General features: G+C 74.7%; 23 protein-coding genes, 1 tRNA gene and 1 pseudogene. 13 read left to right on the top strand and 12 right to left on the bottom strand.

Annotated features, from left to right (window positions below):
* Together ACIRST_RS36675 and ACIRST_RS36680 are read left to right on the top strand one after the other, a co-directional pair.
* Positions 1-336 (top strand): annotated as a pseudogene (locus ACIRST_RS36675) (RNA helicase); the annotation flags it as partial.
* A gap of 192 nt (positions 337-528) precedes the next feature.
* Positions 529-1362 carry a TIGR02452 family protein gene (locus tag ACIRST_RS36680; protein ID WP_350526326.1) on the top strand — a complete coding sequence of 278 codons (834 nt, stop codon included), beginning with the start codon at positions 529-531 and terminating at the stop codon, positions 1360-1362.
* Positions 1363-1410: 48 nt separating this feature from the next.
* Here the strand turns inward: ACIRST_RS36680 and ACIRST_RS36685 are convergent, their stop codons facing one another.
* Both ACIRST_RS36685 and ACIRST_RS36690 read right to left on the bottom strand, forming a co-directional pair.
* Positions 1411-1755 (bottom strand): hypothetical protein, encoded by a 345-nt coding sequence (locus ACIRST_RS36685; RefSeq protein WP_350526327.1) that lies wholly within the window; start codon positions 1753-1755, stop codon positions 1411-1413.
* Between the two features lie 149 nt (positions 1756-1904).
* On the bottom strand, positions 1905-2999 hold the full coding sequence (locus ACIRST_RS36690; protein WP_402808059.1) for a hypothetical protein: 1095 nt from the start codon (positions 2997-2999) through the stop codon (positions 1905-1907).
* Positions 3000-3126: 127 nt separating this feature from the next.
* Between ACIRST_RS36690 and ACIRST_RS36695 the strand changes: the two genes are divergently transcribed.
* A complete protein-coding gene (locus ACIRST_RS36695) occupies positions 3127-4242 on the top strand; it encodes a low temperature requirement protein A (RefSeq protein ID WP_402808061.1) in 1116 nt (371 codons plus the stop codon).
* Positions 4235-4684 (top strand): RICIN domain-containing protein, encoded by a 450-nt coding sequence (locus tag ACIRST_RS36700; protein WP_350526330.1) that lies wholly within the window; start codon positions 4235-4237, stop codon positions 4682-4684. Before ACIRST_RS36695 ends, ACIRST_RS36700 begins: the two co-directional genes overlap by 8 nt.
* Positions 4685-4723: 39 nt before the next feature.
* Here ACIRST_RS36700 and ACIRST_RS36705 read toward each other — a convergent pair whose 3' ends face one another.
* The 3 genes from ACIRST_RS36705 to ACIRST_RS36715 form a co-directional block, all read right to left on the bottom strand.
* Positions 4724-5422: a tyrosine-protein phosphatase gene (locus ACIRST_RS36705; RefSeq protein ID WP_350526331.1), complete on the bottom strand. Its 699-nt coding sequence runs from the start codon at positions 5420-5422 to the stop codon at positions 4724-4726.
* A 133-nt stretch (positions 5423-5555) separates the two neighbouring features.
* Positions 5556-6317: an SDR family oxidoreductase gene (locus ACIRST_RS36710; protein WP_402808065.1), complete on the bottom strand. Its 762-nt coding sequence runs from the start codon at positions 6315-6317 to the stop codon at positions 5556-5558.
* A gap of 10 nt (positions 6318-6327) precedes the next feature.
* The gene (locus ACIRST_RS36715) at positions 6328-7560 is read right to left on the bottom strand and encodes a DNA glycosylase AlkZ-like family protein (RefSeq protein ID WP_402808068.1); all 1233 of its coding nucleotides are present in this window, start codon (positions 7558-7560) and stop codon (positions 6328-6330) included.
* A 166-nt stretch (positions 7561-7726) separates the two neighbouring features.
* On the opposite strand from ACIRST_RS36715, the gene ACIRST_RS36720 reads away from it, so the two are divergent.
* The 7 genes from ACIRST_RS36720 to ACIRST_RS36750 all read left to right on the top strand — a co-directional run bounded on the left by ACIRST_RS36720 (position 7727) and on the right by ACIRST_RS36750 (position 16640).
* Positions 7727-8482: a DNA polymerase beta superfamily protein gene (locus ACIRST_RS36720; protein WP_402808071.1), complete on the top strand. Its 756-nt coding sequence runs from the start codon at positions 7727-7729 to the stop codon at positions 8480-8482.
* Between the two features lie 47 nt (positions 8483-8529).
* Positions 8530-8605 (top strand) — tRNA-Lys (locus tag ACIRST_RS36725).
* A gap of 536 nt (positions 8606-9141) precedes the next feature.
* Positions 9142-10683: a tryptophan halogenase family protein gene (locus tag ACIRST_RS36730; RefSeq protein ID WP_350526335.1), complete on the top strand. Its 1542-nt coding sequence runs from the start codon at positions 9142-9144 to the stop codon at positions 10681-10683.
* 183 nt (positions 10684-10866) lie between these two features.
* A complete protein-coding gene (locus tag ACIRST_RS36735; RefSeq protein WP_350526336.1) occupies positions 10867-11505 on the top strand; it encodes a flavin reductase family protein in 639 nt (212 codons plus the stop codon).
* Positions 11502-12902: a cation:proton antiporter gene (locus ACIRST_RS36740; RefSeq protein WP_402808075.1), complete on the top strand. Its 1401-nt coding sequence runs from the start codon at positions 11502-11504 to the stop codon at positions 12900-12902. The genes ACIRST_RS36735 and ACIRST_RS36740 overlap by 4 nt, the downstream gene beginning before the upstream one ends.
* 423 nt (positions 12903-13325) lie before the next feature.
* Positions 13326-16319, top strand: a complete 2994-nt coding sequence (locus ACIRST_RS36745) for a BTAD domain-containing putative transcriptional regulator (protein WP_402808078.1) — start codon at positions 13326-13328, stop codon at positions 16317-16319.
* Between the two features lie 189 nt (positions 16320-16508).
* A complete protein-coding gene (locus tag ACIRST_RS36750; RefSeq protein ID WP_350526339.1) occupies positions 16509-16640 on the top strand; it encodes a hypothetical protein in 132 nt (43 codons plus the stop codon).
* A gap of 339 nt (positions 16641-16979) precedes the next feature.
* Here the strand turns inward: ACIRST_RS36750 and fabG are convergent, their stop codons facing one another.
* The 7 genes from fabG to ACIRST_RS36785 form a co-directional block, all read right to left on the bottom strand.
* Positions 16980-17765, bottom strand: a complete 786-nt coding sequence (fabG, locus tag ACIRST_RS36755; protein WP_350526340.1) for a 3-oxoacyl-ACP reductase FabG — start codon at positions 17763-17765, stop codon at positions 16980-16982.
* Between the two features lie 162 nt (positions 17766-17927).
* Positions 17928-19070 carry a beta-ketoacyl synthase N-terminal-like domain-containing protein gene (locus ACIRST_RS36760; protein ID WP_350526341.1) on the bottom strand — a complete coding sequence of 381 codons (1143 nt, stop codon included), beginning with the start codon at positions 19068-19070 and terminating at the stop codon, positions 17928-17930.
* A 28-nt stretch (positions 19071-19098) separates the two neighbouring features.
* Positions 19099-20337: a beta-ketoacyl-[acyl-carrier-protein] synthase family protein gene (locus tag ACIRST_RS36765; protein WP_396552320.1), complete on the bottom strand. Its 1239-nt coding sequence runs from the start codon at positions 20335-20337 to the stop codon at positions 19099-19101.
* Positions 20334-20603: an acyl carrier protein gene (locus ACIRST_RS36770; RefSeq protein ID WP_350526343.1), complete on the bottom strand. Its 270-nt coding sequence runs from the start codon at positions 20601-20603 to the stop codon at positions 20334-20336. Before ACIRST_RS36770 ends, ACIRST_RS36765 begins: the two co-directional genes overlap by 4 nt.
* Positions 20604-20715: 112 nt before the next feature.
* The gene (locus tag ACIRST_RS36775; RefSeq protein ID WP_350526344.1) at positions 20716-21747 is read right to left on the bottom strand and encodes an AfsR/SARP family transcriptional regulator; all 1032 of its coding nucleotides are present in this window, start codon (positions 21745-21747) and stop codon (positions 20716-20718) included.
* 181 nt (positions 21748-21928) lie between these two features.
* On the bottom strand, positions 21929-22573 hold the full coding sequence (locus ACIRST_RS36780; protein WP_350526345.1) for a response regulator transcription factor: 645 nt from the start codon (positions 22571-22573) through the stop codon (positions 21929-21931).
* A complete protein-coding gene (locus ACIRST_RS36785; RefSeq protein WP_402808082.1) occupies positions 22537-23874 on the bottom strand; it encodes a sensor histidine kinase in 1338 nt (445 codons plus the stop codon). The genes ACIRST_RS36780 and ACIRST_RS36785 overlap by 37 nt, the downstream gene beginning before the upstream one ends.
* 424 nt (positions 23875-24298) lie before the next feature.
* Here ACIRST_RS36785 and ACIRST_RS36790 point away from each other — a divergent pair, with 424 nt between their 5' ends.
* Both ACIRST_RS36790 and ACIRST_RS36795 read left to right on the top strand, forming a co-directional pair.
* Positions 24299-25081 carry a thioesterase II family protein gene (locus tag ACIRST_RS36790; RefSeq protein WP_402808084.1) on the top strand — a complete coding sequence of 261 codons (783 nt, stop codon included), beginning with the start codon at positions 24299-24301 and terminating at the stop codon, positions 25079-25081.
* A 103-nt stretch (positions 25082-25184) separates the two neighbouring features.
* Positions 25185-26465 (top strand): FAD-dependent monooxygenase, encoded by a 1281-nt coding sequence (locus ACIRST_RS36795; protein WP_402808086.1) that lies wholly within the window; start codon positions 25185-25187, stop codon positions 26463-26465.
* Positions 26466-26481: the final 16 nt, after the last annotated feature.

The following is a 26481-nucleotide window of genomic DNA, read 5'->3' on the forward strand; positions in this document are numbered from 1 at the left end:
GGCCGTGACCGTGACGACCGTCGCTCGGGTGGCTTCGACCGTGACCGCGGTGGCGACCGTGGCGGCTTCAACCGCGACCGCGACGACCGCGGCGGCCGTTCCTTCGGTGACCGTCCGGCCCGTTCCTTCGGCGACCGTCCGTCCTTCGGCCGGGACCGCGACGAGCGCGGCGGCAGCAGCCGTCCGTTCTCGCGCCGCGACGACCACCGCTCCGGCGGCCGTCCGCAGGCCGACCGTGGTGGCTTCAACCGTGACCGCGGCGGTTTCGACCGCGACCGCGGTGGCGACCGTGGCGGCTTCAACCGCGACGACCGCAAGCCGCGCTGGAAGAACTGACGCCGCACCGGCGGTGATCGACCGCCGGCCGCGCTGATCGTACGAAGGGCCCGCTCCGTCCCCCGGAGCGGGCCCTTCGCGTTCCCCCGATACCCCCCGACGCCTCGTCCTGGCACGTCCCCCCGAGGTGTTGTTCTGGAAGTGAGAATAACCTGTGGCGCGCGGTGGCGGTAGTCCCGTAGCGTCCGGGGCATGAGCAGCAGACTGCATGACGTGGCACGGGTGAACGAGGAGATCGCCGGACGGGGGGACTACCGGACGGCCGGCGGCGAACTCGTGCGGGTGGGGGAGCAGTTGACGGCGGCCCGGGCCGGCACGGTGTCGTACCCGCCGCAGGCGCTGGACGCGCTGGTGGCGGCGGGCGAGCCGGGGCCGGGGCCGCGCGGGAGCGTCGAGGTGACGGCCGAGGGGAGCGTCCAGGCCGCCGGGCGGCTGGTCGCGGCCGGGGCCGGGCCGGTCGGGGTGCTGAACTTCGCCTCCGCGCGCAACCCCGGCGGCGGGTACCTGCGCGGTGCCCGCGCCCAGGAGGAGGACCTGTGCCGCAGCGCGCTGCTGTACAGCTGCCTGCTGGAGGCGCCGGACTACTACGAGGCGCACCGGGCCTCGACCGACCTCCGGTACAGCCACCGGGTGATCGTCTCGCCCGACGTGCCGGTGATCCGGGACGGGCGCGGCGAGCTGCTGGCGCAGCCGTTCCCGGTCACCTTCCTGACCTCGCCCGCGCCCAACGCCGGGCAGCTGGAACGGCGTTCGGCCGGTACGGACGTGCGGGGGGTGCTCGCCGAGCGGGCCGTGCGGGTGCTCGCGGCGGCGGCCCGGCACGAGCTGCGCACCCTGGTGCTCGGCGCCTGGGGCTGCGGGGTGTTCGGCAACGACCCGGCCCAGGTCGCCGAGGCCTTCGACGGTGCGCTGGCGCGGTACGGGGCGGCCTTCGACCGGGTGGTGTTCGCGGTCTGGGACCGCTCGCCGGTCTCGGTGAACCGGGCGGCCTTCGAGGCCCGGTTCGGCGCGGCGAGCCGGGCGTAGCCGGGCCTGAGCGGGCCGGGCCCGAGGCCGAAAGCCGGCCCGCCGGTCCTAGCGGGTCCTGCGGTTGCGGGCGGACAGGGCCGTCGCGGCCGTGGAGGCCGCCGCGACCACGCCGGTGACGGCGAAGACGGACGGCCAGGCGCCGATCCGCTTCGCCAGCGGGTGCGAGCCGCCGAACGCCGCCACGTACAGGCCGGTCAGCGCGGCCGCGGTGCCCGGGCCGGAGCTGCGGCGCCACTGCGCGGCCGCCCCGGCGCCGGCCACCGCCAGCACCGCGCCGCCCAGCTCGCGCCGGCCGGTCCAGCGGGCGACGCCGTAGCCGCCGACCAGGCCGCTCGCCGCGGTCAGCGCGGCGGGCGCGGCGGCCGCGAGCACGTTCGGGACCTTCGCCATCGTCGACTCCACTCCTCGGGGCTGTGTCGGAATCCGACCATAACCCGACCGGACCGGCGATCCACCGGTGGCTCCGGCGGCGGACCGGACCGGCTACGGGGCAGGTGCCGGGCGGCTACCGGACGGCTACAGGACAGGTGCCGGGGCCCCTACCGGAAGGCCTCCGCGGTGGAGTGCCCCGGGACGGTGCGGGCGAGCCACTGCGCCGCCTCCGCCGGGTCGAGCACCCGCTCCAGTCGGAGGTCGCCCGGGACCTCCTGGATGAAGCGCCCGGCGGACCAGCTGCGCTCGTACGGCTGCGGCTCCAGCACCAGGGTGCGCACGCCGTCCAGCAGCGGGATGTCGCTCGGGGTGCCCTCGTTCCAGAGCCAGGAGCCGTCCGGGGCGACCAGGTTGAAGGCGCCGGTCGCGATCGGCTTGCGGTGGTCCAGGAAGGCCGTCCGGGCCAGCGCCACCACCTCCGGGTCCTGCGGGGCGCCGGGGAGGTGGCCGCCGCCGATCAGCACGTCGGCGAGCAGGGTGTGCAGCTGGAAGGTGTCGCCCAGGCCGCTCATCCGCAGCAGGTAGCCGGTGCCGGTGGGGCGGTCGAGCACCAGCAGCGGCTCGTCGTCCAGCATCAGTGCGAGGTGGGCGAGGCCCTTGAAGTCGTGCTGCTCGCCCTCGTGCCGGGCGAACAGGTCCACCAGCACCCCGGTCACGCCCGAGGCGCGGGCCTCGGCCCGGACCGGGGCGTGCGCGTACACCGCCCAGGACGCCTGCTGCCACAGGTGCAGCGTCCACCAGCCGACCACGGCCAGGTGGGCGTGCCACTCGTCCAGGACGGCGGGGTCGGCGATCCGCTCGTGCGCAGCGGCCGGATCGTCCTCCTCCGGGTCCGGCAGTGGGCCGCCGCCGGTCGCGGCCCACCGCCGCGCCAGCAGCTGCGCGCCGGTCAGCGCCCCGCGCAGGCCGGCCAGCACCGGGCCGGCGCAGGCGACCGGGTCGGCGCCGTGCTCGACGCAGGCGCCCACCACCATCGCCAGGTGCGAGCGGGGGAACGGCGGGGCGTCCGGCAGCAGCGCGGCCAGCCGGGGACCGGCAGCGGCCCGCTCGTCCGGTGCGGCCGCGCCGAACAGGCCGCCGACCATGCCGAGGACGGGGCCGAAGCGCTCGTCGTCCCCGGCGGCGACCACCGCCTCCAGGTCGGCCACGGCGTCGAGGAAGGCGGGCTGCTGACGGTGCGACGGTATCTGCTCGGTGGACATTCGCCGCAGCATAGGCGGCGGAGCCGGTCCGGTCGAAACGCCCCCTGGCCCGGGCCGGGTGACGGATACTCGCGCCGTGACCGCATCGCGTGTTTCCCCTGGTGCTCCTGAGGCGACGAGTACCGCCGTGACCGCCGAGCCGGCCCTGAAGGTGGCACCGCTCGAACTCTTCCTGGACCTCGTCTTCGTCTTCACCATCACCCAGCTCACGGGCAGCCTGGTGCACCACCTCACCCCCGACGGGTTCGCCCAGGTGCTGGTGATGCTGGGCGTGATCTGGTGGATGTACGACGCCTTCATATGGCTGACCAACGCCATGCCGCCGCGCACCCACGGCCGGCGCGGGCTGCTGATGCTGGCGATGGGCGCCTTCCTGGTCATCTCGCTGTCCGTCCCGCACGCCTTCGAGGGCGGCGGTGCCGCGTTCGGCTGGGCGTACCTGGTGGTGGTCGTCCTGCACACCGGGATGTTCGTCGCCGCCGGGGTCACCCCCGCCGCGGTGCTGCGGATGGGCGCGAGCAACCTGGTCGTCGGCGCCCTGGTGGTGGCCGGCGGCTACCTCGCCGGGACGGTCCAACTCGGCTTCTGGACGGCCGCCTTCGCGATGCAGTTCGTGACCCCGTGGGCGGCCGGGCTGCCCGAGTTCCGGCTGCGCGCCGACCACTTCGTGGAGCGGCACGGGCTGATCGTGATCATCGCCTTCGGCGAGTCGGTGATCGCGATCGGCGTCGGCGCCGGGACGGCCGACCTCGGGCCCGCGCTGATCGCCGTCGCGCTGCTCAGCCTGACCGTCTGCGTCGCGCTCTGGTGGGCGTACTTCGGGCACGACGACGACGCCCGCGCCGAGCACCGGATGGCCGCGCTGCCCTCCGCCGAGCGCAACCGGGCGGCCGTCTCGGTCTTCTACCTGGGCCACTTCGGGCTGCTGCTCGGCGTGCTGCTGTTCGCCGCCGGGGTCAAGTCCGCGGTCGGCCACCCGGTCGCCGCGATCAGCCTGCCGCAGGCGGCCGCGCTGGCCGGGGGGATCACCCTGTACCTGGTGGTCAACACGGCCGTGCGCGCCTTCCTCCGCCTGGGCCCCAACCTGCCCCGGCTGCTCGGCGCGGTGCTGGTCGCGGCCACCGTCCCGCTGGGCACCCGGGTGTCGGCGCTCGTCCAGGTCGGCGTGGTGGCGGCGGTGCTGGCCGCGGTCGTCGGCTACGAGGCCTGTCGGTACCCGGTGGCAGACTTCGACCGTGACTGACTCCGCGATCACCGACGGCAGCTACCTCGTCCGCAACGTCGGCACCGGCCTGCTGCTGCAGGTCGCCGACGCCTCCCGGCGCAGCGGCGCCCGGATCGTGCTGGGCACCGACGACGGCACCGACGCCCAGCTCTGGCGGCTCACCGCCGTCCACCCGGGCGGCGCGCTCTACCACCTGGAGAACGCCGGCAGCGGCAAGCGCCTCGACGTCACCGGAGCCTCCCCGGACGACGGCGTCCCGATCCAGCAGTGGGGCGCCAACGCCTTCGGCGCCCAGGAGTGGCTGCTGGAGGCGCACGTGGACGCCCCCGGGACGTACACCGTCAGCAGCTTCATCAGCGGCAAGCCGCTGACCGCGCCGCAGGCCCCGGACGGCGTCGTCCACCAGTGGGAGGACGTCGACGAACCGACCCAGTGGTGGCGCTTCGAGCGCCGGCCGTAGGGCCCGCCGTCGAGCCCCCGCCCGGGCCGGGGGCGCCGGTCAGGCCGAGAGGTTGGTGCGGACGGCGTCCAGTTCGGCGTCGGTGACGCCGTGGTGGTGGAGGTAGGCGGGGATCGAGCCGTGGTGGGTGCCGATCCAGGCGAGGGAGGAGGCGATGAGTTCGGCGCCGACCGGGCGGGAGAGGCGTTCGGCTCCGGCCTCGTCGACGTACGGGACGGGGCCCTTGTCCAGGCCGAGGCCGATGTTGGAGAGCAGGAAGTCGGCGGTGATGTCGGCCTCGGAGGCGCCCAGCAGGGACTGCAGGACGGCGATGGTGAGGCCGGTGCGGTCCTTGCCGACGGCGCAGTGGACGACGGCGGCCAGCGACTCCGGCGCGGCGAGGCGGCGGACGACGGCGGCCAGCGAGGCGCCGGCCGTTTCGGCCATGAAGGGGTAGAGGGCGGCCTGGTCCTCCGGCCAGGGCCGGTCGACGTCGCCGCGATCGGCGGGCAGGGTCGGCAGGTTGAGGGTCTCGTGGTCGAGGCCGTGCCGCTGGTCCGGCCAGGTCTCCAGCTCGAACCGGCTGCGCAGGTCGAACACCGTCCGCAGGCCGAGGGCCTTGAGCCGCCGGGCGCCCTCCTCGGTGAGCGTGTGGAAGGAGCCGGAGCGGTAGAGCACGCCCCGGCGGAGGGCGCCGATGCCGCCCGCGTCACGGAAGTTGCGCACACCGGGGATGTCGATGAAGGCGTCGTCGGTCATGGCTTCCACCGTACGGGCGGGGGCAGGCGCGCGGAAGGAAACCGGAGGGGGCCGTTCGGTGGCGGGCCGACGCTGTCCGAAAGCGGCCCCCGGGTGGTGCGGGTTCCGGCTCCGGGGGGCCGGAAACCGGTCGTCAGCGGCCGCCCGAGACCTCCAGGAACGCGCCGGTGGTGTAGGACGCGGCGGGGGAGAGCAGGAAGAGGATCGCCTCGGCGACCTCCTCCGGCTGCCCGCCGCGCCGCATCGGGAGGTCCGGCGCGACCCGGTCGACCCGGCCGGGCTCGCCGCCGAGCGCGTGGATGTCGGTGTGGATCAGTCCGGGCCGCACCGCGTTGACCCGGATCCCCTCGGCGGCGACCTCCAGGGCGAGGCCGCGGGTCATCGAGTCCACCGCGCCCTTGGCGGCCGCGTAGTCGACGTACTCGTTCGGCGAGCCGAGCCTGGAGGCGGCCGAGGAGACGTTGACGACGGCGCCGCCGCGCCCGCCGTGCCGGGTGGACATCCGGCGGACGGCGTGGGCCGCGCACAGGAACGGGCCGGTGATGTTGGCGGCCCAGATCCGGTTCAGCCGGTCCTCGTCGATCTCCTCCAGCCGGCACTGCTTCTCCAGCGTGCCGGCGTTGTTCACCAGGCCGGTGAGCAGGCCGAGTTCGGCGTCCACGGTGGCGAACAGCCGTTCCACCTCGGCGGTCCGGCTGACGTCGGCGCGCACGGCGAGGGCGGTGCCGCCCTCGGCGCGGATCGCGTCCACGACGGAGGCCGCCGAGGCCTCGTCCGTCCGGTAGTTGACGCAGACGCGGTAGCCGCGGCGGGCGGCCAGCAGGGCGGTGGCGGCGCCGATGCCGCGCCCGGCGCCGGTGACGAGCAGGACTTCGTCGGTGGTGGTGGTCGACACGGTCCGTACGCTACCCGCGCGACCGGCCCGGCACGCCTGCCGCGGCGGCCCGCAGCGCCGCGATCTTCGGTGCACGGCTCTTCGGCGAGTCGAGGCTGAAGCCGCGGGCGTCGCCGAGGTCGTCGCGGACGAACGCCTCGGTGCGGGCCACCGCCTCGCGCAGGGCGTCGTCGAGCGGGACGAAGGGCAGCAGGACGATCTCGGCCCGCTCGGTGTCGTACTCCCAGAGCCCGACGATCCGGCCGCGGTCGAGCACGACGTGGGTCTGCGGGTCGGCCTCGGAGCCGAAGGCGCGGCCGGCCCGGCCGGCGGGCAGCGGGCGGGCGGCGTCGGCGGGGTCGAGCAGCCGGGGCAGGTCGCGGTGCAGCAGGTGGATGCCGTCGATGCCGGCCAGCAGGGTGTAGTGCGATGTGCTCGGCACCCTGAACTGGGCGAACTCGTCGGCGAGTTCGGGCGGGAGCAGGAGTTCCGAGCCGGGCGTGAGCGGGACCGCGCCCGCCTCGGCGACGGCCCGCCGGGCGGTGGAGGCGGTGAAGCCGGAGAACCAGCGGAAGTGCTTGACGGTGGCCGGGCCGGCCCAGGAGAAGTAGCGGTGGGCGAGGTCGACGGCGTTCCCCGCGACCGGCTGGTCCCAGCCGACGTAGCCGTAACGCTGCTGGTCCAGGCGGCCGTTGACGGGCACCCGGCGGATCCGGCCGCGCGACTGCATCAGCCCGAGGGCGAGCGGCAGGGTGGTGGCGAGGCCGCGCTTCTTGCCCGCCTCGCCGAGCGGGCGGACCGCGTCCCCGACCGACTCCCGGATCGTGGTCGGGTCCAGCGGCTCCTCGTGCGACAGCACCCGCTCGATGGCCAGGCAGAGCTTCTCCACCTCGTCCCGGCCGACCCCCAGGTGCTTCTCCGCCGCGGTCAGTTCACCCACCGGCGCGGCGGCGCCGCAGGCCAGGCCGAGCGCGAAGTCGGAGCCGGGCAGCACGTACGTGCAGCCGCGGGCGGACGGCAGCTCGTGCACCTCCAGCCGGGCCACCGCCTCGTCCACCGCCGCCCGGCGGAGCCCGGCCCGGGCGAACAGTCCCAGGTACGGTGCCGCGCCGCCCACCGAGCGGGCCCAGCCGGTGGCGGCCAGCACCTCGGCGGCGGACGCACCGGCGTGCGGGCGGTCCAGCCACTGCCGGTGCGACCACCAGGCCCGCAGCTTCTCGACGCCGCCGGCTGCCACCGCTTCCACGTGGGGATCGTGCTCCATGGGGCCAGTATCGGCGGGCGGGCGGGCCCCGGACCGGAATTCGCTCGCCCGGCGCGGCCCGTTCCGGAGAGGATGCCCGTACCCGTCCGCGGCCGGTCCGCGGCGCGTCCGTGGGCCGACCGCCCGTCCGCAGCCCGACCGTACGCCTCCCGGGAGGAGACCACCCGTGCCCGCAACCACCCCCGGGACCGTCCTGCTCTCCGGCATCGTCGGCTCCACCGCGTACGGCTTCGCCCACGCCGGCTCCGACCTGGACCGGCTGGGCCTGTTCGCCACCCCCACCGAGGAGTTGCACGGCCTGCACCGCCCCGCCGAGTCGCACGTCAGCACCGCGCCCGACCTCACCCTGCACGAGGCTGCCAAGTGGTGCCGCCTCGCGCTGACCTGCAACCCGACCGCCTCCGAACTGGTCTGGCTGCCCGACGACCTGTACGAGACCCGCACCCCGCTCGGTGCGGAACTCGTCGGCATCCGTACGAGCTTCCTCAGCGCACCCGCCGTGCGGAAGGCCTATCTCGGCTACGCCGACCAGCAGTTCCGCAAGCTGCTGACCCGCGACACCACCGACCCGGCCACTCGCCGCCGGGCCGCCAAGCACGCCCGGCACCTGATCCGGCTGGTCGAGCAGGCCGTCCGGCTGCACCGGAGCGGCCGCAACCTGATCCGGCTGCCCGACCCTGAACGGATCCGCGAACTCGGCGAACGCATCGCCGACCGCCCCGCCGTCGCCGAGAGCCTGCTCGCGGACGCCGCCGACCGGCTGGCCGGCCCCGGTGTCCTCCCCGCCGCCCCCGACCCGCGCCCGGCCGAGGCGTGGCTCCGCCGCGTCCGTGCGGCCCACTACACGCCGCCTCAAGGACCGCTGCACACCCACGGCGCGTCCGTGCAATCCACTGGCGGAGCCCTGGGCCCCACCGGGTAGGATCGCCGTGGCTCTCCCCACCGGGCACCACCGGGACCAAGGGCCGCGGGGCACTAGCTCAATTGGCAGAGCTGCGGACTTTTAATCCGTAGGTTCAGGGTTCGAGCCCCTGGTGCCCCACCAGATCGGTCACGGCCGCCCCGGCGAGGTCTCGGAGGCGGCGGATCCCGCCCGCCGCGGCCGCCCGCCGCGGCCGTGCGCCGCGGCCGTGCGCCGCGGCCGCCGTGTGCCCCCGCCGCGGCGGAGCGGCCGGACGCCCCACCCCCTCCCCCCGATCGACGCCCTGCGACGCCGGCCGACGCCGTGCGCGCCTCCGGCGGCATCCGGACATCCCCGCAGAGCCCCGCGCAGCCGCGCCCGCCCGCCGCCCCCGCGGGGACGGCGGCTGGGTCGCGGTGCCCCGCCGAAGCGGCGGGAAAGCGGCAGCGGCCGACGGGGCCCGACGGGCGCACGGAACGGGACCGGCGGGAAACCCGCGGGGACCGGGGAGAAACCGGCGGAGAAACGCCGGGAAGCGGCTGCGGGATTCCGTCCGGGCACCCGTCGATATTGTCGGGAACACCGTCGATCTTCCCTCGCCATTGACGGCCGATAACGAAGGAAAAACGTGGCTGGATAACTTCGCTGCACGAATCACGGATCTCCAGGAGGGCTCGGGGATGATCAACTCGGTAGTGATCGTCGGCGGCGGAACCGCAGGCTGGATGAGTGCCACCTACCTGAAGGCGGCATTCGGCGACCGGATCGACGTGACGCTGGTGGAATCGGACCGCGTCGCCACCATCGGCGTCGGTGAGGCGACCTTCAGCACCGTCCGGCACTTCTTCGACTATCTCGGCCTGGACGAGCGGGACTGGATGCCGCACTGCTCCGGCTCCTACAAGCTCGGCATCCGCTTCGAGAACTGGCGCGAGGTCGGGCACCACTTCTACCACCCGTTCGAGCGGCTGCGGACCTCCGACGGGTTCAACGTCGCCGACTGGTGGCTGCAACTCGGCGACCGCAGCGAGTCCTTCGACCGCAGCTGCTACATCACGCCGTACCTGTGCGAGGCGAGACGCTCGCCGAGACTGATGGACGGGTCGCTGTTCGCCGGCGGCCTGGACGGTTCGCTCGGCCGTTCCACCCTGGAGGAGCAGCGCGCCCAGTTCCCCTACGCCTACCACTTCGACGCCGGCCTGCTGGCCCGGTTCCTCACCGACTACGGCACCCGGCGCGGGGTGCGGCACGTGGTGGACGACGTGGTGGACGTGGCCCGGGACGAGCGCGGCTGGATCAGCCACGTCACCACCCGCGGGCACGGCGAGCTCGCGGGCGACCTCTTCATCGACTGCACCGGCTTCCGCGGTCTGCTGATCAACGAGACGCTGGAGGAGCCGTTCGTCTCCTTCCAGGACGTCCTGCCGAACAACCGGGCCGTCGCGCTGCGGGTGCCGCTGGACGAGGAGCAGCGCAAGGACATGCGTCCGTACACCACGGCCTCGGCCATGGAGGCGGGCTGGATCTGGACGATCCCGCTGTTCGGGCGCAACGGCACGGGCTACGTCTACTCCGACGAGTTCACCAGCCCGGAGGAGGCGGAGCGCACGCTGCGCGAGTTCGCCGCTCCCGGCCGGGACGACCTGGAGGCCAACCACATCCGGATGCGGATCGGCCGCAACGAGCGCTCCTGGGTGAACAACTGCGTGGCGATCGGCCTGTCCAGCGCCTTCGTGGAGCCGCTGGAGTCGACCGGCATCTTCTTCATCCAGCACGGCATCGAGCAGCTGGTGAAGCACTTCCCGGACGAGCGCTGGGACCCGGCGCTGGCCGCGGACTACAACAAGCGCGTCGCCAACGTGCTGGACGGCGTGAAGGAGTTCCTCGTCCTGCACTACTGGGCGGCCCGCCGTGACGACACGCCGTACTGGAAGGAGACCAAGGTCCGCCCGCTCCCGGACGGCCTGGCCGAGCGACTGGAGGTCGCCGCCTCGCACCTGCTCGACGAGCAGACCATCTACCCGGCCTACCACGGCTTCGAGCACTACTCCTGGAACACCATGCTGCTCGGGCTGGGGCAGGAGCCCCGGACGGCCCGGCCGGCGCTCGCGCACATCGATCCGGCCGCGGCCCGCGCCGAGCTGGCCCGGATCAAGGCCGACGCGGACCGCCTCGTCGCCGCCCTGCCGAGCTGCCACGAGTACCTCGCGTCGATCAACTGACCCGCACCCGCCAGGGGTGCACCGAGCCCCCGGCCCGACGGGTCCCCACCCCCGTGGACCCGTCGGGCCGGGACCCGTCGGCGCACGGACGGCGATCGGCGACGGTCGCCGTCCCCCGGTGCCCGGCGGTGCCCCCGGCAGTGCTCGGCGACCATCCGCACCGCTCCCAGAAGGCGAGAACGCATGGCCAGCCCGCCCGCGTCGAGCCAGGCCCCGGCCGGCAGACGCTTCGTGGACCGCGCCGGTCCGCAGCCCCGCTCCGCACGACAGCCGTCCACCGCCGGGCACGTGCCGGCGGACGACTACCGGGGGCTCATGAGCCGTTTCCCGACCGGCGTCGCGGTGGTCACCACCACCGACCCGGTCGGCCGTCCCCGCGGGCTCACCTGCTCCTCGCTGAGCAGCGTGACCACCGCTCCGCCCGTCCTGTCCGTCTGTCTGAAGGCCCCCAGCAGCACGCTGGACGCCCTGGTCGCGCGACAGGCCTTCGCCGTCAACCTCCTGCACACCGGGGGCCAGGCCGCCGCCCGGGTGTTCACGACCGCGGTGGCCGAGCGCTTCGCGCACGTCGACTGGCGGCCGTCGCCCGTCCTCGGCCTGCCCTGGCTCAGCGGGGACGCGCTGGCGCTGGCCGGCTGCCGGGTGCGGCAGCTGATCGAGGTCGGCGACCACGTCCTGGTCCTCGGCGAGGTCGTCGAGGTGCACCGGGCGGGCGGGGTCCCGCTGCTGTACGGGCTGCGCCGGTTCGCCGACTGGCCCGCCGCCGAGCAGGACGCCGAGGTGCCGGCCGCGGTCGGCGCCCGGGGGGTGGCGGCGCCGTGACCACGGCGGAGAGGCCGGCGCCCGAGGGGCCGGTCCGTCGTGGGGTGCCGCCGCGGCGCCCGCGGGAGGGTGCCGTCCGGCAGGCCGTGGTCCGCTGGGTCCCCGGGCTGGTCGTCCTGGTGACGGCCCTCGTGCTGTGGGGGCCGAGTCTGGTGGACACCGCGCGCCGGGCCGACCGGGTCGACCCGATCGCCCGCTTCCTGCTGGCGGTCGCGGTGGTCGTGCTGCTCAGCCATCTGCTGGGCTCGCTGATGGTCCGGCTGCGTCAGCCCCCGGTGGTCGGCGAGGTCCTCGGCGGGCTGCTGCTCGGTCCGTCCGCGCTGGGCTGGATCTGGCCGTCCGGGCAGGCCTGGATCTTCTCCCCCGAGGTGCGCGGCGGGCTCGATCTCGCGGCGCAGCTCGGGCTGTCCGTCTTCGTCTTCCTGCTCGGGTGCGAGCTGCGGGAGGTGCGGCTGCGCGGGCCGGTGGTGGCCGCGGTCGGCGGCGGGATGGTCCTGCCCTTCCTGGCCGGCGGCGCGATCGCGCTGGCGGCGCCGGACGTGCTGGCCGGGTCGGCCGGGAAGGGCTGGGGCTACCCGGCGTTCTTCGGGCTGGCCCTGTCGGTGACCGCGCTGCCGGTCCTGGCCCGGACCCTGGTCGACCTGAGGATGGACCGCACGCCGCTCGGCGGCTACGCGCTGACCACGGCGGCGCTCGGTGACGGGGTGGCCTGGCTGGCGCTCACCGGCATCCTGGCGGCCTCGGCGGGCGGTGGCAGCGGGAAGCTGGTCTCCACGGTGGGGCTGACCCTGGCGCTGGTCGCCGTCACCGTGCTGTGGGTGCGGCCCGCGCTCGCCGCGCTGATCCGGCGCTCGGAGCGGCGGAGCTCGCCCGAACGGCTGCTGCTGCCCGTCCTGCTGACCGGAGCGCTCGGCTACGCGGGGCTGACCCAGCTGATCGGGCTGCACCCGGCGGTCGGCGCCTTCCTGTTCGGAACGGTGGTGCCGCACCAGTCGAGCGTGATCGAGCGGATGCAGCAGCACTTCCAGGGCTTCACCCTGGCCGTGCTGCTGCCGGTGTTCTTCGCCGGTGTCGGCCTGAAGGTTTCGATCGGCTCGCTCGGGCGGGACGGCGGGCACTGGCTGGTTCTCGTCGTCGTCGTGCTGGCGGCCTGCGTGACCAAGCTGGTCGGTGCGGGCGGAGCAGCCCGGCTGGCCGGTTTGGGCCGGGCGGACGCGATGCGTTTTGGGGCGTTGATGAACTGTCGCGGAGTGACCGAGATCGTCCTCGCCGGGATCGGTTGGCAGGCACATCTGATCAGTACCGCGGGGCTCACCGTCCTGGTGCTGATGGCGCTGCTCACGACGGCGATGACCGGCCCGATGGTCCTCGCCGTCCGTCCGGCTCCCGGCGGCTGATCCCGCCGGAGCACTCCGGCCCCGGCCGGTTCCGGCGGATTCCCCCACCGCCGGAGCCGGCCGGAACTCCTTCGGACGGTGCCGGTCCACTTCCCGGCGCTATCCGCGGGCCCGCGGAAATGGGGCGCACCGGTCGGTTTGTTTCTTCGCTCCGTTCCGTCGTTCCGGGCGAATTGACGGGGGGCCGGCCGCGGGAGCGGGCGAGTTCCGGCCGTGAATGATGCCGACGCAAGCCAGGCGTGATTTGTGAATCAATCAAGTATCCTCGGTCGCGCTGCGGCACCTGGCGTGAGACCAACGGGGGTACAGATGGTCGATGCGGCTGAACGGGATATTGGCCTCGATTTCGGCATTCTTGGGCCATTGTCGGTTACATATCAAAGTCGGCCGGTGGTGATAGGTGGGGCGCGTCAGCGCACCATCATGGCGATGCTCGTGCTGGCCTGGGGAAAGGAGGTGTCGGTCGACAGCCTCGTCGAGGCGGTCTGGGAAGGGCAGCCGCCCTCCACCGCGAGGACCCAGGTGGCGATCTGCGTCGCCGCACTGCGCAAGGCGTTCCGGGCGGTCGAGTGCCCGCGGGAGGTCATCCTCACCGCGCATCCCGGCTACCGGCTGCAGGCGCAGGGCAACACCCTGGACTCCGTGCACTTCGACCGCCTGCTGAGCGAGGCCGCGCAGGCGCGCCGGGAGGAGCGCAACGAGGACGCGGCCGGCCTCTACCGGCTGGCGCTGGACGTCTGGCGCGGCCCGGCGCTGGCCGGGGTGACCGGCCGTCGGGTCGAGGGTGCGGCCGTCGCCCTGGAGGAACAGCGGCTGATGGTCTACGAGGAGCTCACCGGGCTGGAGCTCGCGCTCGGCCGGCACCAGGAGCTGATCCCCCAGCTGGCCGCCGTGATGCGGGAGAACCCGCTGCGCGAACAACTGCGGTACAACCTGATGCTCGCCCAGTACCGGGCCGGGCGCAGGGCCGAGGCGACCGAGACGTTCCGGGACGGGCGCCAGCAGTTCGTCGAGGAGCTCGGCCTGGAGCCGGGCCCGGTGATCCAGCGGCTGCACGACGCGATCCTGCGCGACGACCCCGAGCTGATGCTGCTCGGCTCCCCGCGGGAGACGGTCGCCGCGCCCGCGCTGTCGGTCGAGGACTACGTCGTCCCGGAGGTCGAGGCGGCCGACGACCCGCCCCGCCGCGCGCTGGGCGGACTGCCGCCGCCGGTTTCGGCCTTCGTCGGCCGTGAATCCGAACTCGCCTCCCTGGACCTCCTGTTGGAGGACGAATCCAGGGGAGGGGGGCCGGCCCGCGGCTTCGTCACCGGATTCCCGGGGGTCGGCAAGACCGGCCTCGCCCTGTTCTGGGCGCACCGGGTGACCGAGCAGTTCCCCGACGGCCAGCTCTACGCGGACCTGTTCGGCTACGACGAGCACCGGTCCCCGGCCGAACCCGGGGACGTGCTGAATCGTTTCCTCCGATCCCTCCGAGTGCCCGGCGAACGGATCCCCACCGCCCACGACGACCGGGTGTCGCTGTACCGGGCGATCCTCGCCGAACGCCGCGTCCTGGTCATCCTGGACAACGCCCACTCCTTCAACCAGATCCGGGACCTGCTGCCCGACGGCGGCCGCTCCTGCGTCGTGGTCACCAGCCGGGAGGACCAGCAGGACCACCTCGCGGTCGGCCACAGCAGGGTCCGGCTGCGGCTCGACCCGCTGCCGGAGCCGGACGCCCTGGCACTGCTCGGCATGATCGCCGGAGCGGACCGGGTCACCGACGACCCGGACGGCGCGCGCCGGCTCGTCCGGCTCTGCGACCGCACGCCGCTGGCCCTGCGCATCGCCGCGGCCCGGCTGGCCTCGAAGCCGCACTGGAACGTACGGCACCTGGCCGCCCGGCTCGCCAACGAGTGCTGGCGGCTGGACGAGCTGACCGCCGGGGACCTGGAGGTCCGGGTGAGCTTCGGCCTCAGCTACCGCGACCTGCCGGCGGACGTGGCCCGGATGTACCGGCGGCTCGGCCTGCTGGCGGTGCCCGACTTCACCGCCTGGGTCGGCGGCGCCCTGCTCGACCTGCCGCCGACGCAGGCCGAGAACCTGATCGAGCACCTGGTCGACGCGCAACTGCTGGAGGCGGCCGGCACCGACGCCACCGGCGCGCTGCGCTACCGCTTCCAGACCCTGCTGCGGCTGTACGCGCGCGAGCGGGCCGAGCTGGAGGAGCAGGAGGCCGAGCGGCGGGAGGCGGTGACCCGGGTGCTGGAGACCTGGCTCGCCCTGGCCGAGGAGGCCCACCGGCGCGAGTACGGCGGCGACTTCTCGGTGGTGCACGGCTCGGCGGAGCGCCGCCCGCTGGACCGCGCCCACACCGACGAGCTGCTGGAGGACCCGCTGCAGTGGTTCGAGACGGAGCGCGAGTCGCTGGTCGCCTCGGTGCTCCAGGCCTGCGAGCTGTCGCTGGACGAACTGGCCTGGGACCTCACCGCCTCCTCGGTGGTGCTGTTCGAGATCCGCAACCACCACGAGAACTGGCGGCTCACCTGCGAGCGTTCCCTGGAGGTCGCGCGGCGGGCCGGGAACGAGCTCGGCGAGGCCGTGATGTGCCACGAGCTGGCCGCCGTCGAGATGTTCCAGGAGCGCTTCCACGAGGCGCAGGACTGGTGCGAGAACGCGGTGCGGCTGTTCGCGCGGATCGGCCACCGCTACGGCCACGCGCTGGCGCTGCGCAACATGGTGATCATCGACCGGATCCACGGCGACCGGCGGCAGGCGATGGAGCGCCTGCAGGAGGCCCGGGAGGTGTTCCGGGAGGTCGGCGACGCCTCCGCGCTCGCCCACACCCTGGGCCAGATGTCGGTGATCGAGCGGGAGCAGGGCGCGCTGGACTCCTCGCTGCGGCTGGCCGTCGAGGCCGTCGGCGTCTTCGACCGGATCGGCCGGACCAGGGGCGCGGCACAGGCCGTCAACCGGTTGGCCGGCGCGTACCTGGCGCTCGACCGGTTCGACGAGGCCGAGGACAACTTCCGGCGGGTGCTGCAGATCGTCCGGGAGAAGCACGACCGGCGCGGCGAGACGCACGCCCTGCTCGGACTGGGCGAGGCGCAGCTGCGCTCCGGCCGGCCGTACGAGGCCCTGGCGACGCTGCAGACCGGGCTCGGGGTGGCGCAGCGGATCGACGTCCCGCTGCTCAACGCCCGGCTCAGCCTGGGGCTCGGGGAGGTGCTGCGGCGGCTGGGGCGTTTCGACGAGGCGTTCCGGCGGCTGGTCAGCGCCCGGGACGGCTTCGCGGCCCTGAAGTCGCCGCGGCTGGTCGAGCAGGCCGAGCAGCACCTGGCCGAGCTGATCGAGGCGATGGAGGACCTCCCGGGGGAGGAGGGCCCGCGGGAGGTGACGGGCGTCCCCGACCTGGTGTGCCCCCGCTGGAGGTGACGGCGCTGCAGGACTGCAGGACCGGTCGGGTATCGCTTGAGAACCGGACAAGAACGTATCGATAAGAGCTTGAAGTGGCGACTGCATAGCCTCGTTTCAGAAGCGAGGGAAACCCATTCTTGAGGAGATGCGGCAGTGCGCTACGTCCGACTCGTGAACACGTTCCGGCCGGCTCTGGTTGTGCTCGGCATGACTGCCACCCTGTCCCTCGGACTGATGGCGTCCGTGGGCGGGCCCGCCGCGGCCCAGGTCCGCGCCGGTGGCCCGATCGTGTCGGCCCCCCTCCCGATCGACGGCCCCGGCAGCGAGGAGTGGAACTGACCGGGTGCACGGGGGAACGCCACAACGCCGTGGGGGGGGGCGGGGGGGGGCGGGGGGGGGGGCGCCCCGGGCGGGGGGGGGGGGGGGGGGGGGGGGGGGGGGGGGGGGGGGGGGGGGGGGGGGGGGGGGGGGGGGCGGGGCGCCCCCCCCCCCCCGCGGGCCGGGCGGGGGGGGGGGGGCCCCCCCCCCCGGCGTTCCGGCGTGTGGGGTGGGGGTCGCGCGGCCGGTGCGGTGCGGTGGGGCGCTGTGGGGGCGGCGCGAGGGTCGGAGGGGGCCCGGAGTGGGCGAGGGCCGGGGGCCCGGCGGTCCGCCGGGCCCAGCGGTCTCAGAGGGCGGTGCTCACAGGGCGATGCCGCCGTCGATCCGGAGGACCTCGCCGGTGAGGTAGGCGGCGCGCGGCGACACCAGGAAGGCGACCAGGTCGGCCACCTCGTGCGCGGTGCCGAAGCGCCCCATCGGGATCCGGCGCAGCAGCTCCTGCTCCCGCTTCGTCGACAGGCCGGCGCTCATGTCGGTCGCGATCAGCCCGGGCGCCACGGCGTTGACCCGGACGCCGTGCGGGCCGACCTCCTTGGCCAGGGCCTTCGTCAGGCCGACCAGGCCGGCCTTGGAGGCGGCGTAGTTGGCCTGGGTGGCGTTCCCGGTGAGCCCCACGACGGAGGACAGGGTGACGATGGCGCCGCGGCCGCGCTTGATCATCGGGAGCAGGGCCGGCCGGCAGACGTTGAACGTGCCGTCCAGGTTGGTGCGCAGCACGGTGTCCCACTCGGCGCCGCTCATCAGGGCCGCCGGGCGGTCCCGCAGCACGCCGGCCGAGGCGACCAGGGCGTCCGGCGGGCCGAGGTCCGCGGTCACCTCGGCGACGAACTCCTCCGCGGCCGCCCGGTCGGCGACGTCGAGCCGGCGGGTCAGTACCCGGGCGCCGTGGGCGCGGGCCAGGTCGGCGGTCCGTTCCGCGGCGGCCTCGTCGCTGCGGTAGCAGAACGCGATGTCGTGGCCGTCCTGGGCGAGGCGTTCGACCACGGCCCGGCCGATGCCGCGGGAGCCTCCGGTGACCAGGGCGATCGGCCGGGGCGCGGGCTGTTCCGCCGCCGGCGGCGGTACGGGGACGGACGGGGCGGTCATGGTCTCTCCTCGGGGTCGCGCGGTCGGGTCGATGGGGTCGGGAGGATCGGAAGGATCGGAAGGAGCAACGGGAGCAACGGGATCGGCCGGGTCGGCCGGGGAGGCCGACCCGGCCGGGTCGGGCGGGGTGGTGCCGCCCGGCGTGGGCCGCGGGCGGGCCGGTCAGTCGGCGGCGGGGTGCTCCAGCCGGAGCAGGGTGCAGCCGACCGTCCCCGCCGGACTGACCGAGGTGACCAGGGCCAGCGCTCCGTCCGGCTGGGGCTGCGTGCGGGCCAGCGAGAGGACGGCGGCGAGCTGGAACCCGGCGGAAGCCGCGCCGGTGTCGCCGAGCAGCCGCCGGACCCGCAGCCGGACCGGAGCCGTTCCGGCGGTTCCGGCCGTTCCGAGCGCGCGGTCCAGCCCGGCCTCCTCCTGCGCGCCGAGCGGGCCCGGCGCCTCCCCGGGCGCGATCACCCGGACGTCGGCGGCGGTGGCGCCGGCGGCGGCGAGCACCTCGGTGACGGCGCGGGCCAGGGTGGCTCCCACGGCCCCGGGGGCGTGGAAGGCGAGGAAGCGCGAGCCGAGCACGGTGGCCAGCGGCTGCCTCCCGGCCGCGCGCGCCCCGGCCGCGGTCTCGGTGAGGAACACGGCGCAGCCCTCGCCCAGCGGGCCGGGCGCTCCGCCACCCCCGGGGCCGCCGCCGTGCCACTCCAGCCGGGCCCGCTGGGCCGAGTACTCCTCGACGGCGCCGCAGAGGAAGACCCGGCCGTGGCCCTGGCGGTGCATCCGGACCGCGTAGTTGAGCGCCAGCAGCGAGGTGAGGGACCCGCCGCTGATGGTGGTGTTCGGGCCCTTCAGCCCGTAGCGGATGGCGCCGGCCCCGGTCGCCCGGTTCTGCACGGTGTTGGGGAAGAGCGCCGGGTCCACGTCGTAGGGCCGCTCGCCGGCCTGGGAGGCCCGGGAGAAGTCCATGATGCTCTGGACACTGGTGGCACCGATGCCCAGGACCAGCCCGATGTCCTCGGGGTCGGCGCCGAGTTCACCGTCGTACTGGTCGAGCAGCAGGCCGACGGTGGCGAGCGCGATGCCGGTGGAGCGGTCCAGGGCGCGGGTGCCCTTGCGGCCGAGCACGCCCGCGACGGTGAAGTCGGGGATCAGACCGGCCGTGTCGTACGGGCCGTCCCAGTGCTCCCGGTCCAGCGGCGCGGTCGCCGCGTGGCCGGCCGTCAGCCCCTCGGTGAAGGCCTCGGCGCCGAGGCCGAAGGGGGAGGCGGCCGACCAGCCCGACAGCACGATCGGCCGGTCCGGCGGGGAATCGGTGGTCACGTGAGAGCTCCTGATCGTCGGGGTGCCGTCAGGCGGCGGCGGGCGCCGCACCCAGCAGCAGGACGGCGTTGTTGCCGCCGAAGGCCAGTGCGTTGTTCTGCACCACGCGCAGGTCGGCCGGCCGGGCCACGTTCGGCACCACGTCCAGGCCGATCTCCGGATCGGTCTCGACGTGGTTGATGGTGGGCGGGATGAAGCGCTCGGTGAGGGCGATGGCGCAGGCCGCGGCGGCGATCGCGCTCGCGGCGCCCATCGAGTGCCCGATCATCGACTTGATCGAGACGGTGGCGGGCGGCCGTTCGCCGAAGACCCGCCGGATCGCGCGGGACTCGGTGATGTCGTTGGCCTTGGTGCCGGTGCCGTGCGCGCTGATGAAGTCGACCTGGTCCGGGGTCACCCCCGCGTTGCGCTGGGCGATCCGGATGCACCGGGCGATGCTGTCCTCGTCCGGGGCGACGGGGTGCTGGGCGTCGCAGGTCAGGCCGTAGCCGAGCACCTCGGCGTAGATCCGGGCGCCGCGGGCGAGCGCGGAGTCCAGCGACTCCATCAGCAGGATGCCGGCGCCCTCGCCGGTGAGGATGCCCTGGCGGTTCACGTCGAACGGCCGGCAGACCTCGGGGGCGATCGTGCCCAGGCGGTAGAAGCCCGCGAAGGTCTTGCGGCAGAGCGCGTCGGCGCCGCCGCACAGGGCCAGGTCGGCGTCCCCGAGCCGGATCGCGTCGTAGCCGTAGCCGACGGCGTAGTTGCCGGCGGCGCACGCGGTCGGGACGGTCGCGGCCTCGACGTCGACCAGCCCGAGCTCCCGGACGATCCCGGCGGAGAGCTGCTCGTTGCCGACGCGGCGCGCCAGCACCGGGTCGACCTGCTCCGGGCCCTCCGCGATCTGCCGGCCGACCAGCGCGTCGAGGTCGCGGGTCTCGCCGTCGGTGGTGCCGACGGCGACCACGGTCCGGGCGGCCAGCAGCCTCTCGCGGTCGAGCCCGGAGTCCTCGAAGGCCATCCGGGCGGCGGCGGCCGAGAACTGCGAGGCCCGGCCGAGGTCCTCGGGGCGGACGGTGCGCAGGTGCTCGGCCGGGTCGAAGTCGGTGATCTCGCCGGCGTTGGCGTACGCGAAGCCCGCGGTGTCGAACGCGGTGATGGGCTTGACGCCGCTCGCCCCGGCCCGCAGGCCGGAGGCGAACGCGTCGACGCCGATCCCGATGGCGGAGACCAGGCCGAGGCCGGTCAGCACCACTCTGCGCCCCCGGGTCGGGTCGACGGTGGTCACCGGGACTCGGCGTCGGCGACGACGGCGTAGACACCGGCCAGGTTGGTCATCCGCTCCAGTTCCTCCTGCGCCAGCTCGATGTGGAGGTCGCGCTCCAGCGTGGCGAGGATGGTCAGGCCGGCCAGCGAGTCGGCCTCGTGCTGCTCGACGAAGTCGTCGTCCTCGCCCAGCTCCGCCGGCTCGACCTCCAGCACGTCGCAGACGATCGACTTGACCAGGGCCTTGCGCTCGGCGTCCAGGATGCCGGTGACTTCGGTGTCGGACATGGTGTCCCTCGATTCTTCGGTGGGAGCGGAAGGATGTCGGGCGGCTGCCGCGTGGCGGGGTGGTGCCCCGTCCCGGCGGCGTGCACCGCGGGAGGAAGGCTCCCCCCGGTTCCTATGCGGACTCCATATACGGCTCCGCTCGCAGGGCGCAGGCCGGGCACTGCGCGGCGTCGTGCGGGACCAGGAGCGAGGGCTCGCCCACCCAGTAGCGGGGCGATCCGTCGTGGCCGGGCTCGCGGACCTTCAGCAGTCCGGCCCGGACCATGGCGGCGAGGACGTCCTCGCCGCGCACCGGGAGGGTGGAGTGCACCAGCGCGAGCAGGTTCTCCCGGCCCCGGACGTGCTCGGGACCGGCCGTCCTGGCCGGCCGGGCGCCGGGCGGTTGCGGCCCGCCGGGCCCGGTGAGGAGTTCCGGGCTGTCGGTCAGCACCGCCTGGTGGACGGCGGTCAGCTCGGGCCCCGGGTCCACGCCGATCTCGTGGGCGAGGATGCGCCGGCCCTGCTGGTAGGCGGCGAGTGCGTCGGCCCGCCGGCCGGAGCGGTAGAGCGCGGTCATCAGCTGGGCCCGCAGCCTTTCCCGCAGGGGGAGTTCGGTGACCAGCGAGGTCAGCTCGGGGACGAGCCGCTGGTGCCGGCCGAGCGCCAGGTCGGCTTCGACCCGGCCCTCCAGCGCGGCCGTCCGGGCCTCCTCCAGTCCGGGGACCTCCAGTTGGGCGAGGGCCTCGGTGACGTTGCCGAGCGCCGGCCCCTGCCAGAGGGCGAGTGCGGATTCGAAGTCCCGTGCGGCGGCGTCGAACCGGGACGCCGCCAGGGCGGACCGGGCCTGCCGTGCGAGCCGCTCGAACTCGACCAGGTCGAACCGGGTGTCGCCGATGTCCAGTTGGTAGCCGGGGCCCTGGCGGGAGAGCCGCACCCGGGGACCGAGCCGCTTGCGCAGCCGGGAGATGTAGGTGTAGATCTGCGCGCTCATGGTGGCCGGCGGATTCCAGTCCCAGAGCAGTGTGCTGAGTCGGGCGTCCGTCACCACCCGGCCGCGGGCCAGTAGCAGGGCCGCCAGCACCGTGCGTTGCTTGGCACCGTCGAGCCCCACCTCCGCCCCGCGGGCGTCCTTCACCGAGACCAGGCCGAGAACACTGAACTCCATCGAGCTACCCCCGTTCTGTCGCCATCGGCGCCCAGGCTAGGAAGCTCGCTTTTTGGATCTGTATCGCTTCCATTTCGCCGTGTGCGGGCCGCCGCCGGACGGGCGGGGTGCGGTGCGGCGGGGCGGGGCGGGCGGGCGGGCGCCGGGCGCGCGGCGGGTGGGGGCCGGGCCGGGGCGGTGGTCAGCCGTTGAGGTAGGCGAGGACGGCCAGCACCCGGCGGTTGTCGTCGTCGTCCTCGGGGAGGTCGAGCCGGGCGAAGATGCTCGCGGTGTGCTTGCTGACGGCCCGTCCGCTGACCACCAGGCGTTGGGCGATCGCCGCGTTGGAGCGCCCCTCGGCCATCAGGGCCAGCACCTCCCGCTCGCGCGGGGTGAGCCGGGCCAGGGCGCTGGACTGCCGCCCGCCGGAGAGCAGTTTGGAGATGACGTCCGGGTCCAGCGCGGTGCCGCCGCCGGCGACCCGGTGCAGCGCGTCCATGAACTGGGCGACGTCGAAGACGCGGTCCTTCAGCAGGTACCCGACGCCGCCGCTGTTGTCCGCCAGGAGCTCGCGGGCGTAGAGCTGTTCGACGTACTGGGAGAGCACCAGCACCGGAAGCCCGGGGATCTCCTTGCGGGCCGCGATGGCGGCCCGCAGACCCTCGTCGGTGAAGGTGGGGGGCAGCCGGACGTCGACCACCGCGACGTCCGGCCGCTGGGTGAGCAGGGCCTCCAGGAGGTCCGGCCCGGTGCTGACCGCCGCCACCACTTCCAGGCCGGCGGCTTCCAGGATGGCGACGAACCCCTCCCTCAGGAGGACGAGGTCTTCGGCGATGACAACACGCACGGGATCTCCAGAATCGCCATGGTCGGACCGGACTCGGGGCTGCTCAGGGTGAGGATGCCATCAAAGGCGGCCAGTCGGCGCTCGATTCCGCGCAGTCCGCTGCCCTTGTCCGGGTCCACCCCGCCGTGGCCGTCGTCGCTGACGGAGATCCGCAGCAGGTTGTCGCTGTGCGCGAGGTCGATCCAGACCCGGGCGGCCCCGGAGTGCCGGGTGGCGTTCGTCAGGAGCTCGGAGACCGCGAAGTAGGCGGCGGACTCGACCGGCAGCGACACCCGGCCGGGCACGTCCGAGACCACCTCGACGATCAGCGGGCTGTCCAGGGCCAGGGCGCGCACCGCCTCCGACAGGCCGCGGTCGCAGAGCACCGGCGGGTGGATGCCGCGGACCAGGTTGCGCAGCTCGCTCAGCGCCTTGGACGAGGAGTCCTTGACCTCGGCGAGCAGGCGGCGGGCCGCCTCCGGGTCGCTCGACAGCAGCTGCTCGGCGGCCCCGATCCGCATGCCCATCGCGACCAGCCTGGCCTGGGCGCCGTCGTGCAGGTCGCGCTCGATCCGGCGCAGCTCGGCGGCCTGACTGTCCACCACCTCCGTGCGGGTGGCGGCGAGTTGTTCGACCCGCTGCCCGAGGATGGCCTCGGCGCTGGGGGCCAGCAGCGCGGCCGTCCAGCGGCCGTGCAGCTGCAGCAGGGCCGGGCCGGTGGTCAGGCCGAGGGCGATGGACGCCAGGCCGATCGGGACGGCGAACAGGGCGCCGATCCCGAAGCTGCCGTGCACGTGGATCACCAGGGCGTACCAGTCCTCGTACCCGGCCGAGGTGAGCGGGTGCCACAGGAGCGGCAGCAGCACGCCCTCGATCCCGTACGCGATCAGCGCGGCGGGCAGCAGGGCCGCGACACCGCCGACCACCGGGTCGGTGACCGCCCAGGCGAGGTCCCGCCAGGTCGCACGGTCCGTCAGGATCCAGCGGACGCGCTCCACCCAGCCCACCGGGCCGGCGCTGAACTCGGGCCTCGGTGCGTACGGCCGGGCGATCTCGACGCCCGCCCACCGGCCGTTGAGGCGCCGGGCGGCGTCGGCGACCCGGCGCAGCCCGGCCGTGGCGGCCGGGAGCAGCAGGACGCCCACCCCGAGGAGGAGGTAGCCGATCGAGGCCAGTGAGAGGGCGAACAGCACCAGTGCCGGGATCTTCAGCGCGAAGAGGCGCAGCCCGCGCAGCGGTGCCTTGAAGTCGAGCCGCAGCCGGCTGCCGCTCAGGGCGCCCGGGAACCCTGCCCTCCGGACGGTTGACGTCTGGTCCACCATGATGAACTCTCCCCATTCGGGAGCCCGTTGGCTCCGTGGCCTCAAGTCTGGCCGCGCGGGCGGCCCGGTGCAGTGGGTCTTACCCCCGAGTCCACCGGTGTAGGTAACTACACCCCGATGGTTCCGGAAGCGGCACACCGGAGCGCGGGGGCGTCCGGCCGGGGCCCCGGAGGTGCGGCCGGCGGCGGCCCCGGAGCGGCCCGCGGAGCGTTCCCGGCGCGTTCCCGGAGGGTTCCCCGGGCAGCCCCGGAAACGCCCGCGGAGTGCCTCCGGAATATTCCATGGAATGCGCCGGGGAAGTCCGGGTCGCGTGGCTCCCGCAGGCATTCTCCAAGGTCCGGCTATATTAATTCGATACGTCGGAATCGTTCGCCCCGGGGAATTCCCGCCGGTTATGCTACGGCCGGATGGAGGAGGACGGGAAATGGCTGATCCGAAGAATTCCGGCGACGCGTCCTGGTTCCGGCACCGCCCGGGGGTCGAGCCCCCGGCGCTGCGCCTGGTGTGCTTCCCGCACGCCGGGGCCGGTTCCGCCGCCTTCGCCGACTGGCAGTCCGGCCTGCCGTCCGGGGTGGCGGTGCTCGCCGCGTGCCACCCCGGGCGGCAGGACCGGCTGGCCGAGCCGCCGGTCGGTTCGATGGACGAGCTGGCCGACCGGTCGGTGGCCGCACTGCTGCCCTGGCTGGACCGGCCGTACGCGCTGTTCGGCCACAGCATGGGCTCGGCGGTGGCCTACGAGGTGGCCCGACGGCTGGCCGAACTGCCGGTGCTGCAGCCGGAGTTGCTGGTGGCATCGGGGCGGGTCGCCCCGCACCGGGTGGTCCCCGGGGACTTCCCGGGCGACGGTGACGAGGAGATCCTGGCCTCCCTGCGGGAGGTCTCGGGCCACCGGCTGGACGCCTTCGCCGAGCCGGCCCTGCGCGAGCTGCTGATGCCCGCCCTGCGGGCCGACTACCGGGTCCTGCGGACCTACCGCCCGGACCGGGCGGTGCTGGACGTGCCGGTCGCCGGATGCGTCGGCATCAGTGACCCGCGCTGCGACCTGGCCGGCATCCGGACCTGGGCCGAACTGACCTCGGCCGGATTCGAGCACCGGTTGTTCGCCGGGGACCACTTCTATCCGGAAACGCACCGGAGCGATCTGCTGGGATACCTGTCCCGGCGGCTGCCGTGCGGCGGCGGAATTCCGGTGCCGGCCCGGCGGTAGGTGCGGCGCATTTCGGGGCCGGCCGTCCGGGCGGCCCTTTTTCCTGTCCGTGGACGAGAACGGGCCCGGCGGACTGCCGGGCGGAGCGAAAGGGGATCGGCCGATGGCCGAGGAGGACCTGCGGGTCGCGGTGGTCGGGGCCGGCATCGGCGGGCTTGCTGCCGCAACCGCGCTGCACCGCACGGGAGTTCGGGTCGAAGTCTTCGAACAGGCGCCCGCGCTGCGGGAGGTGGGCGCCGGCCTGCACCTGGCCCCGAACGGCAGCCGGCTGCTGCACCGCTTCGGGCTCGCCGACCGGCTGCGCGCGATCGCGGTGCGGCCGGAGGCGCTGGAGGTGCGGCTGTTCAACGGGGCGAAGGTGCTGACCAGGCAGCCGATGGGCGACTCCTGGGAGGCCGAGTTCGGTGCCCCGCACTACACGGTGCACCGCGCCCACCTGCACGCCCTGCTGGCGGAGCAGGTGCCGGCCGGGGCGATCCGGACCGGCCGGCGGCTGGTCGGGTTCACCGAAGCGGCGGACGGCGTGCGACTGGAGTTCGCCGACGGAACGGCCGCGCGGGCCGATCTGCTGGTCGGTGCGGACGGGGTGCACTCGGTGGTCCGCCGGGCCCTGGGCCACCCGGACGAGCCGGTCTTCTCGGGGACGGCCGCGGTGCGCGGCGTCGTCCCGGCCGGGCTCGTCCCGGAGGTCGCCCCGGACACCATGTACGTGTGGGCGGGCGCCGAGCTCCGGCTGATGGCCCAGCCGGTGGACGGCGGGCGGCAGATCTCCTTCGTCGCCGTGCTGCCGGACACCGGCGGCAGCGCGGAGTCCTGGAGCCGGCCCGGCGACCGCGGGGCACTGCTCGACGCGTTCGCGGGCTGGGACCCGGCCGCGACCGCCCTGCTGGCCGCGGCGACGGAGACGTGGCACTGGACGCTGTACGACCGGGAGCCGCTGCCCGGCTGGAGCACGCCGCGCACCACGCTGCTCGGCGACGCCGCCCACCCGATGCTGCCGCACCACGGCCAGGGCGCCAGCCAGGCGATCGAGGACGCCGTCGCGCTGGCCGCCGTGCTGGCCGACCGCGCGCCCGGCCCGGAGGGGCTGGCGGAGGCGCTGCAGCGGTACGAGCGGCTGCGGCTCGACCACACCTCGCGGGTGCGCGCGGGCTCGTTGGCGGGCGGCTCGCAGCGGCTGGCGCCGCCCGCCGGAGGCCCGGGCGGTCCGGGCGGCTCGGGCGGCTCGGGCGGTCCGGGCGGTCCGGACCGCCCCGGAGGCGCCGGTGGCGCGAGTGGTCCCGGCGGGGCCGGTGGTGCGATGTCCGCGCTGGTGGCGGACGTGTCCTGGGTGCAGAAGTACGACGTGGCGGCCGAGTTGGCCGCCCTGCCGACCGGACGGTGAGTCAACTCCCTTGGGA

This window comes from Kitasatospora sp. NPDC101447 (assembly GCF_044767225.1).
Taxonomy (GTDB): domain Bacteria; phylum Actinomycetota; class Actinomycetes; order Streptomycetales; family Streptomycetaceae; genus Kitasatospora.

Excerpts from the sequence above, each read along its gene's own strand:
- ACIRST_RS36735 (WP_350526336.1), top strand. The coding sequence starts at position 10,867 with ATGGCCAGCCCGCCCGCGTCGAGCCAGGCCCCGGCCGGCAGACGCTTC.
- fabG (WP_350526340.1), bottom strand. The coding sequence starts at position 17,765 with ATGACCGCCCCGTCCGTCCCCGTACCGCCGCCGGCGGCGGAACAGCCC.
- ACIRST_RS36690 (WP_402808059.1), bottom strand. The coding sequence starts at position 2,999 with ATGTCCACCGAGCAGATACCGTCGCACCGTCAGCAGCCCGCCTTCCTC.
- ACIRST_RS36750 (WP_350526339.1), top strand. The coding sequence starts at position 16,509 with ATGACTGCCACCCTGTCCCTCGGACTGATGGCGTCCGTGGGCGGGCCC.
- ACIRST_RS36680 (WP_350526326.1), top strand. The coding sequence starts at position 529 with ATGAGCAGCAGACTGCATGACGTGGCACGGGTGAACGAGGAGATCGCC.
- ACIRST_RS36790 (WP_402808084.1), top strand. The coding sequence starts at position 24,299 with ATGGCTGATCCGAAGAATTCCGGCGACGCGTCCTGGTTCCGGCACCGC.
- ACIRST_RS36745 (WP_402808078.1), top strand. The coding sequence starts at position 13,326 with ATGGCGATGCTCGTGCTGGCCTGGGGAAAGGAGGTGTCGGTCGACAGC.
- ACIRST_RS36730 (WP_350526335.1), top strand. The coding sequence starts at position 9,142 with ATGATCAACTCGGTAGTGATCGTCGGCGGCGGAACCGCAGGCTGGATG.
- ACIRST_RS36785 (WP_402808082.1), bottom strand. The coding sequence starts at position 23,874 with ATGGTGGACCAGACGTCAACCGTCCGGAGGGCAGGGTTCCCGGGCGCC.
- ACIRST_RS36795 (WP_402808086.1), top strand. The coding sequence starts at position 25,185 with ATGGCCGAGGAGGACCTGCGGGTCGCGGTGGTCGGGGCCGGCATCGGC.
- ACIRST_RS36775 (WP_350526344.1), bottom strand. The coding sequence starts at position 21,747 with ATGGAGTTCAGTGTTCTCGGCCTGGTCTCGGTGAAGGACGCCCGCGGG.
- ACIRST_RS36770 (WP_350526343.1), bottom strand. The coding sequence starts at position 20,603 with ATGTCCGACACCGAAGTCACCGGCATCCTGGACGCCGAGCGCAAGGCC.
- ACIRST_RS36685 (WP_350526327.1), bottom strand. The coding sequence starts at position 1,755 with ATGGCGAAGGTCCCGAACGTGCTCGCGGCCGCCGCGCCCGCCGCGCTG.
- ACIRST_RS36705 (WP_350526331.1), bottom strand. The coding sequence starts at position 5,422 with ATGACCGACGACGCCTTCATCGACATCCCCGGTGTGCGCAACTTCCGT.
- ACIRST_RS36715 (WP_402808068.1), bottom strand. The coding sequence starts at position 7,560 with ATGGAGCACGATCCCCACGTGGAAGCGGTGGCAGCCGGCGGCGTCGAG.